Annotated in this window: 15 protein-coding genes; 7 read left to right on the forward strand and 8 right to left on the reverse strand. The window is 71.3% G+C overall.

All coding sequences use genetic code 11. From position 1 onward, the window contains the following. Positions 1-2 precede the first annotated feature (2 nt). The gene (locus tag FLX07_RS23555) at positions 3-1,331 is read right to left on the reverse strand and encodes an MATE family efflux transporter (RefSeq protein ID WP_142573428.1); all 1,329 of its coding nucleotides are present in this window, start codon (positions 1,329-1,331) and stop codon (positions 3-5) included. 291 nt (positions 1,332-1,622) lie between these two features. On the opposite strand from FLX07_RS23555, the gene dnaB reads away from it, so the two are divergent. Continuing rightward, positions 1,623-4,226, forward strand: a complete 2,604-nt coding sequence (gene dnaB / locus FLX07_RS23560) for a replicative DNA helicase (protein WP_482808819.1) — start codon at positions 1,623-1,625, stop codon at positions 4,224-4,226. Positions 4,227-4,246: 20 nt separating this feature from the next. Here the strand turns inward: dnaB and FLX07_RS23565 are convergent, their stop codons facing one another. Beyond that, positions 4,247-4,813 carry a PadR family transcriptional regulator gene (locus FLX07_RS23565; RefSeq protein WP_142573430.1) on the reverse strand — a complete coding sequence of 189 codons (567 nt, stop codon included), beginning with the start codon at positions 4,811-4,813 and terminating at the stop codon, positions 4,247-4,249. A gap of 95 nt (positions 4,814-4,908) precedes the next feature. Between FLX07_RS23565 and FLX07_RS23570 the strand changes: the two genes are divergently transcribed. Then, positions 4,909-5,466: a hypothetical protein gene (locus FLX07_RS23570; protein WP_208762351.1), complete on the forward strand. Its 558-nt coding sequence runs from the start codon at positions 4,909-4,911 to the stop codon at positions 5,464-5,466. 14 nt (positions 5,467-5,480) lie between these two features. Continuing rightward, positions 5,481-6,812 (forward strand): carotenoid oxygenase family protein, encoded by a 1,332-nt coding sequence (locus FLX07_RS23575; RefSeq protein WP_189104872.1) that lies wholly within the window; start codon positions 5,481-5,483, stop codon positions 6,810-6,812. Positions 6,813-7,015: 203 nt separating this feature from the next. On the opposite strand, the gene FLX07_RS23580 is transcribed toward FLX07_RS23575, so the two are convergent. Beyond that, positions 7,016-7,399, reverse strand: coding sequence for a nuclear transport factor 2 family protein (locus FLX07_RS23580; protein WP_139575497.1), 384 nt, complete (start codon positions 7,397-7,399; stop codon positions 7,016-7,018). 56 nt (positions 7,400-7,455) lie between these two features. On the opposite strand from FLX07_RS23580, the gene FLX07_RS23585 reads away from it, so the two are divergent. After that, positions 7,456-8,013: a TetR/AcrR family transcriptional regulator gene (locus FLX07_RS23585; RefSeq protein WP_167748368.1), complete on the forward strand. Its 558-nt coding sequence runs from the start codon at positions 7,456-7,458 to the stop codon at positions 8,011-8,013. Between the two features lie 164 nt (positions 8,014-8,177). On the opposite strand, the gene FLX07_RS23590 is transcribed toward FLX07_RS23585, so the two are convergent. The 5 genes from FLX07_RS23590 to FLX07_RS23610 all read right to left on the reverse strand — a co-directional run bounded on the left by FLX07_RS23590 (position 8,178) and on the right by FLX07_RS23610 (position 12,021). Continuing rightward, entirely contained in the window at positions 8,178-8,912 is a 735-nt protein-coding gene (locus FLX07_RS23590) for a metallophosphoesterase (protein WP_142573436.1), read from the reverse strand. A 62-nt stretch (positions 8,913-8,974) separates the two neighbouring features. Continuing rightward, positions 8,975-9,439, reverse strand: coding sequence for an SRPBCC family protein (locus FLX07_RS23595; RefSeq protein WP_142573437.1), 465 nt, complete (start codon positions 9,437-9,439; stop codon positions 8,975-8,977). A 70-nt stretch (positions 9,440-9,509) separates the two neighbouring features. Continuing rightward, on the reverse strand, positions 9,510-10,301 hold the full coding sequence (locus FLX07_RS23600) for a helix-turn-helix domain-containing protein (RefSeq protein ID WP_229689482.1): 792 nt from the start codon (positions 10,299-10,301) through the stop codon (positions 9,510-9,512). A 74-nt stretch (positions 10,302-10,375) separates the two neighbouring features. Continuing rightward, positions 10,376-11,125 carry an ABC transporter permease gene (locus tag FLX07_RS23605; RefSeq protein WP_142573439.1) on the reverse strand — a complete coding sequence of 250 codons (750 nt, stop codon included), beginning with the start codon at positions 11,123-11,125 and terminating at the stop codon, positions 10,376-10,378. Beyond that, positions 11,122-12,021: an ABC transporter ATP-binding protein gene (locus FLX07_RS23610; protein ID WP_142573441.1), complete on the reverse strand. Its 900-nt coding sequence runs from the start codon at positions 12,019-12,021 to the stop codon at positions 11,122-11,124. Before FLX07_RS23610 ends, FLX07_RS23605 begins: the two co-directional genes overlap by 4 nt. A gap of 132 nt (positions 12,022-12,153) precedes the next feature. Between FLX07_RS23610 and FLX07_RS23615 the strand changes: the two genes are divergently transcribed. The 3 genes from FLX07_RS23615 to dnaN all read left to right on the forward strand — a co-directional run bounded on the left by FLX07_RS23615 (position 12,154) and on the right by dnaN (position 15,466). Then, positions 12,154-13,653, forward strand: a complete 1,500-nt coding sequence (locus FLX07_RS23615) for a sensor histidine kinase (protein WP_142573443.1) — start codon at positions 12,154-12,156, stop codon at positions 13,651-13,653. Continuing rightward, positions 13,644-14,291, forward strand: coding sequence for a response regulator transcription factor (locus tag FLX07_RS23620; RefSeq protein ID WP_142573445.1), 648 nt, complete (start codon positions 13,644-13,646; stop codon positions 14,289-14,291). Before FLX07_RS23615 ends, FLX07_RS23620 begins: the two co-directional genes overlap by 10 nt. An 83-nt stretch (positions 14,292-14,374) precedes the next feature. After that, positions 14,375-15,466 carry a DNA polymerase III subunit beta gene (gene dnaN / locus FLX07_RS23625; protein WP_142573447.1) on the forward strand — a complete coding sequence of 364 codons (1,092 nt, stop codon included), beginning with the start codon at positions 14,375-14,377 and terminating at the stop codon, positions 15,464-15,466. Positions 15,467-15,554: the final 88 nt, after the last annotated feature.

Raw genomic sequence — 15,554 nt, forward strand, 5'->3', positions numbered from 1 at the left:
CGTCAGGCGGCGGTCCGCGAGGCGCCGGTGACCATCCAGGCGGTGCCGTACGCGCGAAGCGCGAGCGTGACGAGCCGGGCGGCCATCCAGGCGCCCAGCGCGAGCCACAGGCCGACCAGGCTGCCGGCGACGGCGGCGAACGGCAGGTAGGCCAGCGTCGTCCACAGCCCCGCCCAGGCCAGGTAGCGCTGGTCGCCCGCCCCGATGAGGACCCCGTCGAGGACGAACACGACGCCCGCGACCGGCTGCAGGAGCGCGACCGGCCACAGCACGGCGAGCAGCTCGGCGGCCGTCTCGCCATACGCGTCGAACAGGGCGGGGACCAGGGGGCGCGCCAGCAGGACGGCCGCGCAGAACGCGACGCCGCACCCGACGCCCCACACGACCATGCGCCGGGTGGCCGCCCGAGTGCCCGCGGTGTCGCCCGAGCCCAGGGCGCGGCCCGTGATGGCCTGCCCCGCGATGGCGATGGCGTCGAGGGCGAAGGCGAGGAACGTCCAGATCCGGGTGGCGATCGTATGCGCGCCGATCTGGTCGTCGCCCATCCGTGTGGCGAGCGAGGTGGCGACGAGCAGCACGGCCTGCAGGCATGCCGTACGGACGACCAGGGCGAACCCCGCGGCGCCGGCGGCCCGCACCCCGGCGAGGTCGGGCAGCAGCGAGGCGCCGTGCGCGCGGGCGGTCCGCACGACCAGCGCGAGGTAGACCGCGGCGGCCAGGGACTGCGCGGCGACCGTGCCCCAGGCGGACCCGGCGATCCCCCAGCCGAGGCCGAGCACGAACCAGATGTTGAGCAGCGCGTTCAGCGTGAACGAGGCGACCGACACGGCCAGCGGCGTGCGGGTGTCCTGCAGCCCGCGCAGGACGCCGGTGCCGGCGAGGACCAGCAGCATGCCGGGGATGCCGAGGAGGCTGATGCGCAGATAGGAGACGGCCTGCGCGGCGAGCTGGCCCGTCGCTCCGAACAGGTGTACGATAAATGGAGCAAGAGGCCAGCACGCCACACTGACGGCCAGGCCGATGATCGCGGCCAGCCACAGGCCGTCCATCCCCTGGCGCATCGCCTGCCTGACGTCCCCCGCCCCCAGCCTCCGCGCGACCGCGGCCGTGGTGGCGTACGCGAGGAACACGCACAGCCCGACGAGGGCCGACAGGGCGGCGCTGGCCACACCGAGAGCGCCGAGCGCAGGATCGGGGAGGCGGCCGACGATGACGGAGTCGGTGAGCAGGAAGAGCGGCTCGGCCACCAACGCCCCGAACGCCGGGATCGCGAGCCTGAGGATCTCCCTGTCGTGGGCACGGCCGTGTCCCGTTGCGGAGGTAAGTGGCATAAATCTAGTTTGCGGCTTACGGACCCATGCTCGATCGGTATCACAAATCTCCGGTGACTTTCTTTCCTCCACAGGCCGTGGATATCGAAATCCCAGGTGGGAGCGGGCTTTCCCGATGTGGTCACCGCGCTGTCCACAGGGTCGTCCCCAGGGTTTTCCCATGCCATGGGAGCGGACTGCACACGTTGTCCACAGGATTGTCCACCGGTCGAGTTGCCGTCCGGCCCTGGGGCCGAGGAGACTTGCGCACCGGGTTGGGGTTGCTGTGACCGCTGGGCAGGGGGTGTGAGGGTGAGCGTGCTCGACTTCCCGGGGGGACCGGGAGGCTCCGATTCGATGTTCGAGCGGACGCCGCCGCACAACATCGAGGCCGAGCAGTCGGTGCTGGGCGGCATGCTGCTGTCCAAGGACGCCATCGCCGACGTCATCGAGGTGCTGCGCGCCGACGACTTCTACCGGCCGGCCCACCAGATCGTCTTCGAGGTGATCACCGACCTGTACGGCCGGGGCGAGCCCGCCGACTCGGTGACCGTCTTCGACGAGTTGCAAAAACGCGGCGAGGTCGCCCGGGTCGGTGGCGGCGCCTACCTGCACACGCTGACCGCGATCGTGCCCACCGCCGCGAACGCCGGCTACTACGCGAAGATCGTCCGCGAGCAGGCCGTCCTGCGCCGCCTCATCGAGGCCGGCACCCGCATCGTCTCCTACGGGTACGGCGGCCAGGGCGAGGAGGTCGACGACCTGGTCGACCGCGCGCAGGCCGAGATCTACAAGGTCACCGAGCGCCGCACGTCCGAGGACTACCTCCCGCTGTCGGAGATCATGCCGTCTGCGCTGGACGAGATCGAGGCCATCGGCAGCCGCAGCGGCCAGATGGTCGGCGTCCCGACCGGCTTCCAGGACCTCGACGCCCTGACCAACGGCCTCCACCCCGGCCAGATGATCGTCGTCGCCGCGCGTCCTGCGATCGGAAAAGCGTTGGCCCTCGACACACCGCTGCCCACGCCCGACGGGTGGACCACGATGGGCGAGGTAAAGCTCGGTGACTACCTCATCGGCGCCGACGGCCGCCCGACGCGTGTCGTCGCCGCCACGGACGTCATGGTGGACAGGCCCTGCTACGAAGTCGAGTTCAGTGACGGCACGGTCATCGTGGCCGACGCCCAGCACCAGTGGCTCACCGACACGCGCGCATCACGCAGATCGGCGCAGGCTGCCGCGACTGGCTACAACCGATACCGCAACCAGCGGACGTTCCCCGAAGTGCGAACGACGGAGGAGATCGCCGCGACGCTGCGATGCGACACGGCGGACAAGCGGCTCAATCACACCGTCGCCAACGCCCGCCCGATGGACCTTCCCGCCTCTGACCTGCTGATCCCTCCGTACGCGCTGGGCGTCTGGCTCGGAGACGGCCACTCCAACGGTGCCAGATTCACCACAGGGGACCCGGAGATCGCCGAACATGTGGCCGCCGAAGGTCTCCGGGTGGAGCACCGTGGCGGGCTGCTGTACGCGATGCTGCTGCCCGAGCCGGAGCCGATCGCCGAACGACCGTGCATCGTGTGCCGACAGCCGTTCACGCCCAAGACAGCGCAGGTACGCACGTGCGGTAGGTCATGCGGCGGCCGGTCGAAGAACTCCGAACACGGCCCCTCGCAGCCGCCCAGGTGTCCCGACTGCGGCGGCCCGTCGAGCGGGCTCCGCCAGTGCCAGGCGTGTCGCGACGACCACGGCACTATGGGCGCACTGCTGAGGAAGCTGGGCGTGCTGGGTGACAAGCACATCCCCAGCGAGTATCTGCGCGCGTCTGAGGAGCAGCGCAGGGCGCTCCTGGCGGGGCTGTTGGACACCGACGGCTACATCAACGCCTCGGGGACGGTCCAGTTCGCTGTGACGAACCGCCGCCTGGCGGAGGACGTCTGGGAACTCGTCCTGAGCCTGGGCTACAAAGCGACCTTGACCTCCAAGAGGGTGCAGGGGCGCACTGAAGCCAGCTCGACGAGCTACACGATCACATTCACGCCCTCCGACAAGGTTTTCCGGCTGAGCCGCAAGAACGCCCGCGTGAACACAAGCGCCCACCCCAAAGCGACGTACCGCATCATCACCGACGTTCGCCCGGTGATGTCGGTGCCGGTGCGTTGCGTCGAGGTGGACAACGCCGATCACATGTACCTGGCTGGGCGAACGTGGATCCCCACCCATAACAGCACCCTTGGTCTGGATTTCGCCAGATCTGCGGCGATCAAGCATGGGATGACCACTGTCGTCTTCTCGCTGGAAATGTCGCGCAACGAGATCACCATGCGTCTGCTGTCGGCGGAGGCGCGGGTGGCGCTGCACACCATGCGCTCGGGCACGATGAGCGACGACGACTGGACGCGGATGGCCCGCCGGATGGGCGAGGTCGCCGAGGCGCCGCTGTTCATCGACGACTCCCCGAACATGTCGATGATGGAGATCCGGGCCAAGTGCCGCCGCCTCAAGCAGCGTCACGACCTGCGCTTCGTGATCGTCGACTATCTCCAGCTCATGAGCTCGCCCAAGAAGACCGAGAGCCGTCAGCAGGAGGTCTCGGAGCTGTCCCGGGCGCTGAAGCTGCTGGCCAAGGAGCTCGAGGTGCCGGTCATCGCGATCTCCCAGCTCAACCGTGGTCCCGAGCAGCGTACGGACAAGCGTCCGCAAGTGTCAGACCTGCGTGAATCGGGCTCCATCGAGCAGGACGCCGACATGGTCATCCTGCTGCATCGGGAGGACGCGTACGAGCGGGAGTCGCCGCGCGCGGGCGAGGCGGACCTGATCGTGGCCAAGCACCGAAACGGCCCCACGGCCACGGTCACGGTGGCCTTCCAGGGCCACTACAGCCGCTTCGTGGACATGGCCACTCACTGACGCTCCCCGGCCTGCCCAACCTATTTCTGTTCCAGTGCCTTCTCCTGCTCCGGTGCCTTCTCCTGCTCCAGGGCCGCCACCCGTCCGGCGGCCCACTCGGCCCACTCGCGCTGCGCGGCGGTCAGGCGCAGGCCCCACTCCAGCGCGATGTCGCCGTACAGCCGCAGCGCGTCGTCGCCCTGGCCGATGACGAACTCGCGGATGCCGAGGAGCTGGTCGTGCTCGTGGACGGCACGCTCGGCGAGCCGCTCCAGGTAGCCGCGGGCGGCGCCGGTGCCGACCTGGTCGAGGAAGAAGACCCGCAGCAGCATGTCGCTGCGCCGGTTCACGGCCGGCGACACCTCGACCAGCCAGTGGCGTAGCTCGGCCCGGCCCTCCTCGGTGATCTCGTATTCCTTCCGCCCGCGCGGGCCCTCCGCCGCGACCCGCACCAGCCCTTCCTGAGCCAGTCGGCCGAGCTCGGCGTAGAGCTGGCTCTGCGTCGCGGGCCAGACGTTCTCCAGCGACAGCTCGAAGGTCTTCAGCAGGTCGTAACCGCTGGCGGGCCCGGCCGACAGAAGGCCGAGCACGGCATGACGAAGGCTCATGGGCTCGATCTTACCTTCCTGTGTTGACATGTCGATAACGGACGTTCTACGTTCGACATGTCACTGATGGAATGTCGAGCCTAAGGAACCCCCCGGTGCTCCGCTACGTCCTCACCTTCCTCCCGTGGATCGCCTTCGCCGTTCTCAGCACGAACGGCGAGGCCAGGTTCGGAGCCGCGGCCGCGCTCCTGGTGGCGATCGTGCTGCTCGCCGTCGACCGCAGGGCGGGGCGCGGCTGGGACGAGATGGTGATCGAGCTCAGCTCGGGGGCGTTCTTCGCCGGTCTGGCGCTCGCCGCGTTCACGGTCACACCGGCGCCCTTCGGCGAGTACGGCCCGGCCGTCTCGGTGGCCTGGCTGGCTCTCACCGCCTGGGGGTCGCTGGCCATCGGCAAGCCGTTCACGCTGGGCATCGCCCGCAGGACGACCGCTCCCGAGGTGCACGCGACCCCGATGTTCCACCGCGTCAACGCCGTCATCACCGCCGTGTGGGCGGTGGGCTTCACCCTCAACGCCGTCGGCCTCGCCCTGCTGTTCGCCTTCGCCCCGCACGCCACCGCCGCGATCATCGCGGTGAAGGTCTGCGGCTTCGCGCTCCCCGCCCTGTTCACCGTCCGCTACCCCCGGATCGTCCGCGCCCGCTACGCCGCCTGAAGGGAATCACCGAGATGACCGCCTCCTACCTGACCGGCCGCCTCGCCCCCGTCCCCGACGAGATCGACGCGATCGACCTGCCGATCGAGGGCGCGCTCCCGCCCGAGCTCACCGGCCGCTACTTCCGCAACGGCCCCAACCCCCGCCCGGGCGAGGACGGCGGGCACTGGTTCGTCGGCCACGGCATGATCCACGGCGTCCGGCTGCGTAACGGACGGGCCGAGTGGTACCGCAACCGCTGGGTCCGCACCACGCGCCTGGCCGGCTCGCCGTACGTGCACGAGCGCGGCGTCGACCTCGCGGCCGTCCCCGCCAACACCCACGTGATCCGGCACGCAGACAAGATCCTCGCGCTTGTCGAGAACGGCCTGCCGTACGAGATGACGCCGGAGCTCGACACGGCCGGCCCCTGCGACTTCGGCGGGCGGCTGGCCACGGCGATGACCGCGCACCCGAAGGAGGACCCGATCACCGGGGAGTTGCACTTCTTCGGGTACGGCTGGGCCGAGCCCTACCTCACCTACCATCGTCTGTCCGCGGCCGGCGAGCTGGTGGAGAGCCGGCCGGTGGACGTGCCCGGCCCCACCATGGCCCACGACTTCGCGATCACCGAGAACCACGTGGTGTGGCTCGACCTGCCGGTCGTCTTCGACCTCGACCTGGTGGGCCGCGGCATGCCGTACCGGTGGGACGACGCGTACGGCGCGCGGCTGGGCGTGATGAGCCGCGGGACCGGTGACGTGCGGTGGTTCGAGATCGACCCCTGCTACGTCTTCCACGTGGGCAACGCGAGCGAGGACGAGCGCGGGCGCGTCGTCGTCGACGCGGTGCGCTACTCGCCGGGGGCGTTCTGCGGCTTCTGGCCGACGATCGGCGGCGCGGTCAACCCGGCCGCCCACACCGGGGGCGCGGCCCTGCACCGCTGGACGCTCGACCCCGCCACCGGAGTCGCGAAGGACGAGCCGCTCGACGACCTGGACGTCGAGTTCCCCACGATCAACGAGACGCGCACCGGTCTGACCAGCCGTTACATCTACGCGGTCAGCAAGGGCGCGATCGTGAAATACGACACGACGACCGGCACGAGCCGGGCGCACCAGACGGGCGAGCGCTCGCCGGGCGAGGCGGTGTTCGTCCCCGCCTCGGGCGCCGAGGCCGAGGACGACGGCTGGCTGCTGTCGATCGCGGGCACCGAGCACGGCGCCGAGCTGCTCGTGCTCGACGCCGCCGACCTGGCCCAGGTGGCGTCCGTACGGCTGCCGCGCCGGGTGCCGGCCGGATTCCACGGCTCGTGGATTCCCGACGAGGTCTCCGGCGACATCCCCGGCGACATCCTCCGCGCGTGAGCCGTACGGACGCGCACTGGGGTCAGACCCGGGTGACCCGGACGGCGTCCGCCCCCAGTTGCCCACGTGCCAGGCGATGTCCTTCTCCCGCACCGCACCGTCTGCGTGATCTCGCCGTTCGATCCGCGGTGACCTCCCGCGGCGCGACAGCGACACCTCGGGCCTTGATTCCGAGGCCGAGCTGCTCGTAGACGGAGGGAGTGCTAGGCGGTGCGACCGAGCTGGTGGATGCGCCGCACCCGGCCGTCGTCGGCGACGTCGCCGATCAGGATCCAGTCGATCACCACGTGTCCGCGCTTGCGGTGCTCTGTTATGAGGCAGCAGCGTGCGGCGAACTCATGGCCGTTGACGAAGAGGTCGTCGATTCGCATCTCGATGGAGGTGACGTTCTTGCGTGCCGGGGCCGCATGGCCGACCAATTGGTCGCGGGTGAGCGTTGTGCCGTCGGTTACCCAGACCGCGTCGGCGGTCATGGTGCGGTCCACGATCCGCTCGGGGTCTTCGTCGGAAAGGGCCATGTCGCGGGTGTAGTCGATCAGAAGACGGCGTGCTGCCTGCTCAGTTATCTCTGACATGGTTGTCAGCATTAGCGTTGTCATTATAATTGTCAACCGTGTCAGATATAAGGCGGCGGCGTCAGCGGGTGGAGGTTGCCCGCAACCGTGACGCGCTGGTGTCGGCGGCGATCCGGGTTCTCGCCCAGCATCCGGAGGCGAGCATGGCGGAGATCGCATCCATGGCCGGTGTGACGCGGCAGACCGCGTATGTGCACTTCGGGACCCGCGAGGCGCTACTTGCGGCGGTGCGTGACGAGCTGAGCCGCCGTGCGTTCGCCGTGCTGGACGCCGCTGATCTCGCGGCAGGTACCGCCACCGAAGCTCTCGGCCGTTTTCTCACCGCAGCCGGAACACTGCTGACCGAGCAGGCGGCAGTTGGTCATGGGGATGCCACCGAGGAGGAAGACGAGTCGCATCACCTGCTGGTCGAGGAGAGCTTGGAGAGCCTGATCCGTCGCGGCCGCGACAGTGGCGAGTTCGCGACTGATCTGGAGACCGGCTGGTTGGTCGCGGCGACGATCGCGCTCGGCCACGCCGCCGACCGTCACATCCGCGCCGGCCGCTTGGACGCACGGGGGGCGGCCAGGAATTTCCGGGCCTCGGTGATGCGCTTGTGCGGCGCCAACGATCCTGACCACATGTAACGCGCGATGTGCGTTGGTGCGGCTGCTCCGCAGCGAGCTGGTCCGTCGGGCAGAACATCACGAACGTCCCGGGCACTGCATCATCCACGCACCTCCCATGGCCACCTTGGAGCCGCAGGTGGAAGCGCCGTGGATCTGCGTCGTGCCTGGCCGGGGGCACCTAGCTAGGGCACGGGCCGGAAGTGGGTGGTGACGCGGCCGTCGTCGAGCACGTGCAGGGCGATGGCCGGCGGCAGGTCGCGGTCGACCGGGGGGTGCGCCGAGGTCTCGGACGGCAGCAGCGCGGTGCTGACCACCCCCGGCGCGACCAGCAGCGGCAGCCCGGCGAACGTCGTCGCCGCCGCCGTGTGGGCGTGCCCGGCCAGCACCGCGATGGCGTGCGGGTGGCGGCCCAGGACCTCGGCCAGCCCCTCCGGCCGCCCGAGCCGGATGCCGTCCACGTACGGGATGCCGAGCGCGACGGGCGGGTGGTGCATGCCGACGAAGGCGGGGACGCCGGGCGTGGCGGCGAGCACGGAGTCGAGCCAGGCCAGGGTGTCGTCGTCCAGCGCGCCCTCGGGCCGGCCGGGGATGCTGGAGTCGCACAGCGCGATCGTCGCATGGTCGAGGTTGAGCGCCTGGTTGACCGGGTGGTCGCCGTCCTGCTCCAGCAGGACCTTGCGGAGGTCGCCGCGGGCGTCGTGGTTGCCCGGGCACAGCACGAGCGGCACGTCGTCGCCGGCGATCAGCTCGCGGACGGTCTCGTACTCCTCCGTCGTGCCGTGGTCCGCCAGGTCGCCGGTGAGCACGATCGCGTCGGGGCGCAGCGACCGCGCGTAGGTGAGCGCGCGGGCGGCACGCGAGGTGTTCCGCTCGCTTCCGTCGATGTGGATGTCACTGACGTGCGCCAGCACGAGCATGTGATGCCTCCGGGCGGATGATGGGAGCTCCAGCTTCTCACGCGCGGCTTCGCTGGAGTCCTTCACGAACCGCGCGTGGACCGCCCGGACATCCGTTCGGCGAGGATCCGGGCCCGGGCGAGCTGCACCTTCCGCGCCTGGCCCGCCGCGAATCCCACCACGAGCCACGGCGCGCTCAGATCCAGCCGGTCGTCCACCCGTGTGCCGTCGGCCTCCGGGGACAGGTCGAACCGATAGCCCATCCGCACGCCGCCGGGGCTGTCCACCTGTCCCCGTACGGACAGCTTCTCGGCCAGGCGCTCGGTCAGCAGCGTGACGGCGATGGGGTTGTCGTACTTCAGGCCGAGGAAGCGGAACCGCTCGATCGAGGTGTAGCGCACCACTCCCGGCTCGGACCGGTCGACGTTCCGTACGGCGACCACGAGCGGCGACAGACCGATGTAGCTCTCGGGCGTCGTGAGGTGCTCGAAGACCTCTTCCGGCGCGGCGTCCACGTGGAACGTGTTGTCCAGCACCCGTGCGGCCACCCGGGTCTCCTCCCCTGATCCTTTTGCGGGAATTGTGGCAGGGCCGTATCGCCGCACGGACGCCGGATGATCACGAAGAGGTGTCGCGGAGGAAGGCCGCCGTCACGGAGTCGGCCGGGTAGAACGACTCGATGGCCAGCTCGGAGACCGTGACGTCGAGCGGGGTGCCGAAGGTCGCCACGATGCTGAAGAACGACAGCTCCCGCCCGGCCCGGCGCACCCGCAACGGCACGAGGATGTCTCCGGGGCCGGGCAGCTCCACCTCGGGCTCGGGCTGGTCGCAGGGGTAGCCGCGCAGCTCGGCGTACAGCTCGGCGAGCCGGGGGTCGGCGGTGAGCGTGATCTGCCGGCGCAGCCGGCCGAGCAGGTGAGCCCGCCACTCGCCCAGGTTGAGGATGTGGGGAGCCAGCCCCTCGGGGTGCAGGCTCGCCCGCAGCACGTTGCTCAGCAGGTCGGGGTCCACGCCCTCGGCCAGCAGCGCGATGCCCTCGTTGGCGTCGACGAGGTCCCAGGCGCGGTCCACCACCAGGGCCGGATAGGGGTCGTGGGCCGACAGCAGGCGCCGGATCGCCTCGCAGACCGCCGCCATGCCCGGCGAGTCGAGCGGCGACTCGGTGTAGACGGGGGCGTATCCGGCGGTCAGCAGCAGGTGGTTGCGCTCGCGGAGCGGGAGGTCCAGGTGTTCGGAGAGGTGGAGCACCATGTCGCGGCTCGGGGTGGCCCGGCCGGTCTCCAGGAAGCTGATGTGCCGGGTGGAGATCTCCGCCTGGTTGGACAGTTCGAGCTGGCTCAGTCGCCGGTGCTCGCGCCACTGGCGCAGGAGCTCGCCGAACGGCCGCTGGTGAAGGGTGGCGACGGTCACGTCCGCGACGCTATCGGCTCGCCGGGCGGCCCGGCGATTACCTGCCAGGTAGGCGCCGGGCGGCATCGGCCCGGCTACTGCCACCGGAACAACCGGGCCGCGGCCAGACCGGCGGCCAGCGCCCAGCCCGCCAGTACGGCGAGGTGGAGCGGCTGGGGGGCGTGCCCGCCCAGGGCGTCCATCAGTCCCTGCCCGAAGGCGCCCGTGGGCGTGAAGTCGCTGATCCGGCGCAGGATTTCCGGCATGAGCGGCCGGGGCAGCCACATTCCCGCGAGGAACAGCAGGGGGAACATGAGAGCCGAGCCCACTCCCTGCACGACCCGGGCGTTCGGCGCCACAGCGGCCAGCAGCAGGCCGATGGCGAGCATGGTGAGCGAACCGAGGACGAAGACCACGGCGAACGTCCCGGGCGAGCCGGGCAACGGCACCCCGAGGACGAGGTGACCCAGCACCAGCGTCAGCGTGGTGGCGACCACGGCCACGACCACGTTGATCAGCAGCTGGGCCGCCAGCAGCGCGCTCGGACGCACCGGCGTGGTGGACAGCCGCCGCAGCACGCCGCGTTCCCGGTAGACGACCAGGCTGCCCGGCAGCACGCTGAGCGCGAGCGTCACGATCGACAGGAGCACCATCATCGCCGTGAAGGGCGCGTCTACGAGCCGCTGCCCGCCCAGCGACGGATCCGCGTCGCGGAAGCCGGGGATCGTCGTGCCGAGCCCCAGCAGCAGTCCCACCGGCAGCACGATGGCGAAGAACACCGCCATCGGCTCGCGGAGGAAGAGCCGGGCCTCCACGGCCGCGAGCTTTCCGAAGGTCTTCGTCATGACTCCTCCTTGCCGGTGAGAACGAGGAACGCGTCGTCGAGGGTGGTGCGCTCCATGCGCAGCCCGCGGGTGCGGGACGGCGGCAGCACGGCGGCGACGGCGCTCAGCACGTCACCGCTGCCGGTCACGGTGACCTCCACGCCGCTCCCGTCGGCGCCCGTGCCGGCGTTCCTGCCGGCGGCGACCGTGACGGACGCCACCTCGGGCAGCGCCCGCAGACGGTCGACGGGATCGTCGGTGTGAAAGATCAGACGCTGCTCGCCGCCGGCGCGGGCGACCAGCCCGGCGGGGGTGTCCACCGCCCGCACCCGCCCCCGGGAGATGACCGCGACCCGGTCGCACAGGCGCTCCACCTCCTCCATGAAGTGGGTCACCAGCAGCACGGTCACGCCGCGTTCCCTGATCCGGGAGACCAGGTCCCACGTGTCGCGGCGGGCCTGCGGATCGAGGCCGGTGGTGAGCTCGTCGAGTATCGCGACGCGCGGGCTTCCGACCAGCGCGAGCGCGACCGACAGCCGCTGGCGCTGCCCGCCCGACAGCTTGCCGAAGGGCGCGCGGAGGTCGAGCCCGGCCTCCTCGGCCAGACCCCGCCAGCCGGCCGGACGGGAGTAGAACGAGGCGTAGAGCGCCAGCGCCTCCCCGACCCGGATCTTGTCGGGCAGCGAGCACTCCTGGAGCTGCACGCCGACCTGTTCCTTCAGGTCCGCGTCCACGGTGACGGTGCCCGCGGTGGGGGTGCGCAGCCCGGCGACGCACTCGACCGTCGTCGTCTTGCCCGCTCCGTTGCGGCCCACGATGCCGAAGACCTCGCCCTCCTCCACGGAGAACGACACGTCCTCGACCGCCACCTTCGTTCCGTACGTTTTCCGTAGGTGGTCTACGGTGATGATTGCCATGGCCACGACGCTAGGAACCGGACTTTCCGCGGAGAATGCGGCTGCGGACCCGATGGGGGTGCACTTTCCTCCACCCCCATCGGGCGGCTTCGGTCACTGTGCCGGCCCGGCGGCGGCCTCCAGACTGAACTCATGACCTCGGCTCGTTCGACCCTCACCGCCCTGGCACGGAGCACCGCCCTCGCCGGCCTCGCTCTGGCGGGCCTGGCCGCCGGCCTGGTGATGCTGGCCGCGGTGCTGCTCACCTTCCTGGTCGGCCTGGTGATCGTCTTTCCCCCGGCCGTACGGCTCGGGCGGGCCGTGACCCGGCTGCAACGCGAACTGGCCGCCCGCTGGTCGGGCATACCGATCGACGACCCGTACCGGCCCGAGCCGCCCCCGCCGGTCCCGCAGGCCGACGGCTGGTATCGCGACGGCCGCACGCTGTACAAGCGGCCGACTGTCCCGGCCTTCAACAAGCGGTGGAATTGGCTGACCAAGGACCCCGCCACCTGGCGCGACCTCGCCTACCTGCTCTCCGCGCCGTTGGCCGGCGGTTTCGCGGCCGCCGCTCCGCTGCTCGCGACCGCGTACGGCGTCGCGTGGGCGGCCGGAGGCAACCCGGTGGTGGGCGCGGCCTGGATCCTGCTCGCGGTGATCGGCGGGCGCTGGTACGCGCCGTGGGCCGTGCGCCTCCACGGCCAGGTCGCCGCCGCGCTGCTGGGGCCCACCGAGAAGGCCCGGCTGGCCCAGCGGGTCAGCCGTCTCGACGCCGCACGCACCGAGGCCGTCGACTCGCAGGCGGCGGAGCTGCGCCGGATCGAGCGCGACCTGCACGACGGCGCCCAGGCCCGCCTGGTGGCGATCGGCATGACCATCGGCGCGGCCGAGCAACTGCTGGAAAGCGACCCGCAGGCCGCCCGGGCGCTGCTCGGCAAGGCGAGGGAGGCCTCGGCGACCGCGCTGCAGGAGATCCGGCGGCTGGTGCGCGGCATCCACCCCCCGGTGCTGGCCGAGCGCGGCCTCGGCGACGCCGTACGCGCCCTCGCCCTGGACAGCCCGCTGCGCACCCACGTCACGATCGACCTGTCCGAGCGCGCCTCCGCGCCGCTGGAGTCGGCGGCCTACTTCGCGGTGAGCGAGCTGCTGGCCAACGCCGCCCGGCACGGCGACGCGACCGAGGCGTGGGTGGATGTGAGCACGCAGGGTCCGTCGCTGCGCGTGACGGTGACCGACGACGGCCACGGCGGCGCGGACCCCGAGCGCGGCACCGGCCTCCGCGGCATCGAGCGCAGGCTCGGGGCGTTCGACGGCGTCCTCGCGGTCAGCAGCCCGGCGGGCGGCCCGACCACGGCGGTCATCGAGTTGCCCCGGGCGTTCCGGGTGCGGCCGGCGCCGCTGTCCCCGTGGCGCTACCTCGGCCGCCTCTGCTGGGCGCTGTGGCCGATCCCGCTGTTCCCGCAGGGGCTGGTCGCGATGGTGCTGAAGCTCATGGGATCGCCGGTGAAGTCCTGGTTCCTCGGCCTGCGCGTGTCAGAGCCCTTCCAGTGGCCGGTCATCATGGGCATGATTCTGCTCGGCGGCGGCCTGCTGGCCGTCGCGCTGGCGACGACGGCGCGAACCAGGGAAGCGGAGGGCGGCGCGTGCGGGTAGTGCTGGCCGAGGACCTGCACCTGCTGCGGGAGGGTCTGGTCGCTCTGCTGCGCGCCCACGGCTTCGAGGTCGTCGCGGCGGTCGAGTCCGGCCCCGAGTTGCTCGCCGCCCTGGTCGGCGAGCGCCCCGACGTGGCCGTCGTGGACGTGCGGCTCCCACCGACCTTCACCGACGAGGGGCTGCAGGCCGCTCTGGCCGCGCGCCGGCAGGTGCCCGGCCTGCCGGTCCTCGTGCTCTCCCAGCACGTCGAGCAGCTGTACGCCAGGGAGTTGCTGGCCGACGGGTCCGGCGGCGTCGGCTATCTGCTGAAGGACCGGGTGTTCAACGGCGAGCAGTTCGTCGACGCCGTACGCCGGGTCGCGGCCGGGGGGACGGCCATGGACCCCGACGTCATCGCCCGGCTCCTGGCGAGCAACGCCCGCAACGAACCGCTCGGCCGCCTCACCCCCCGGGAGCGTGAGGTGCTGGAACTGATGGCCGAGGGCAGGTCGAACGCCGCGATCGGCCAGCGGCTGTTCCTCAGCGACAGCGCGGTGGGCAAGCACACGGCGAGCATCTTCGCCAAGCTCGGCCTGGCGCCCTCCGACGACGACAACCGGCGCGTCCTCGCCGTGCTCGCCTTCCTCAACAGCAAGTAGGACCGGGAAGGCCCTGAGGGGCCGGGAATGTCGGTGCCGGGCGCTACTTTGGGAGCGAGTCGTGGCACAGGCAGGAGGTCGGGATGAAATTCCAGGTTGACCGCGATGTTCTGGCCGACGCGGTGGCGTGGGCGGCCCGGGTGCTGCCCGCCCGGCCAGCGGTGCCCGTTCTCGCGGGCCTGCTGCTGGAGGCGGGCGACGACCTGCGGGTGTCCGCCTTCGACTACGACGTCTCGGCCCGCGTCGACGTCGAGGCCGACATCGCCGAGCCGGGGCGGGTGCTGATCCCCGGGAAGGTCCTGGCCGAGGTCACCCGGAGCCTGCCCGCCCGGCCCGTCGAGATCGTCACGAGCGGGTCGGAGGCGGTGCTCACCTGCGGCAGCGCGGAGTTCGGGCTGATCACGATGCCGGACGAGGACTTTCCCGCGATGCCGCCGATGCCGCCGAAGGTGGGGGCCGTGGGCGGGGGCGCCTTCGCCACCGCGGTCGGGCAGGTGGCCGCCGCCGCGAGCCGCGACGACACGCTGCCCATGCTGACGGGCATCCGGGTGGACATCGAGGGCGTGCGGGTGTCGATGGCCGCCACCGACCGCTACCGCATCGCCGCCGCCGAGTTCCTGTGGCATCCCGAGCGGCAGGACGCGGGGCACGGCGTGGTCGTGCCGGCCCGGGTGCTGGTCGAGGTGGCCCGATCGCTGCGCGGCGGCGAGGTGGCGATCGGCCTGGGCGACAACGTGGCGGGTTTCGAGAGTCAGGGGCGCACGACGACCGTGCGGCTGCTGGACGACCAGTTCATCGACTACCGGTCCCGGCTGACCGCGCAGTGGACGATCCACGCGGACGTGGAGGTGGGACCGTTCGTGGAGGCCGTCAAGCGCGTCGTGCTGGTCGCCGAGCGCAACGCCGCGGTCCGCGTGTCGTTCTCCCAGGGACAGGCGCTGATCCAGGCCGGGGGCGGTGACATCGGCAGGGGCGCGGAGGTCGTCGACGCCGAGCTGAACGGCCCGGACATCCAGATCGCCTTCCAACCCCATTTCCTGCTCGACGGGCTGGCGGGGGTCGAGACCGGGCGGGCGCGCATCCACATGGACTCGCCGACCCGCCCCGCGCTGATCACCGACGAGGGCGAGGATCCCGGCTTCCGCTACCTCGTCATGTCCCTGCGGCTCGGCTGAGCGTGCCCGCGCTCACCCGCTGACTGCGCTCACCTGATCGAGCCCCGCGGGTGCCGTTCGCACGGACCCGCCGGGCGGTGGTCAGGGG

The sequence above is a fragment of the Microbispora bryophytorum genome, from assembly GCF_006874465.1.
In the GTDB taxonomy this organism is placed as follows: Bacteria; Actinomycetota; Actinomycetes; order Streptosporangiales; family Streptosporangiaceae; genus Microbispora; species Microbispora bryophytorum.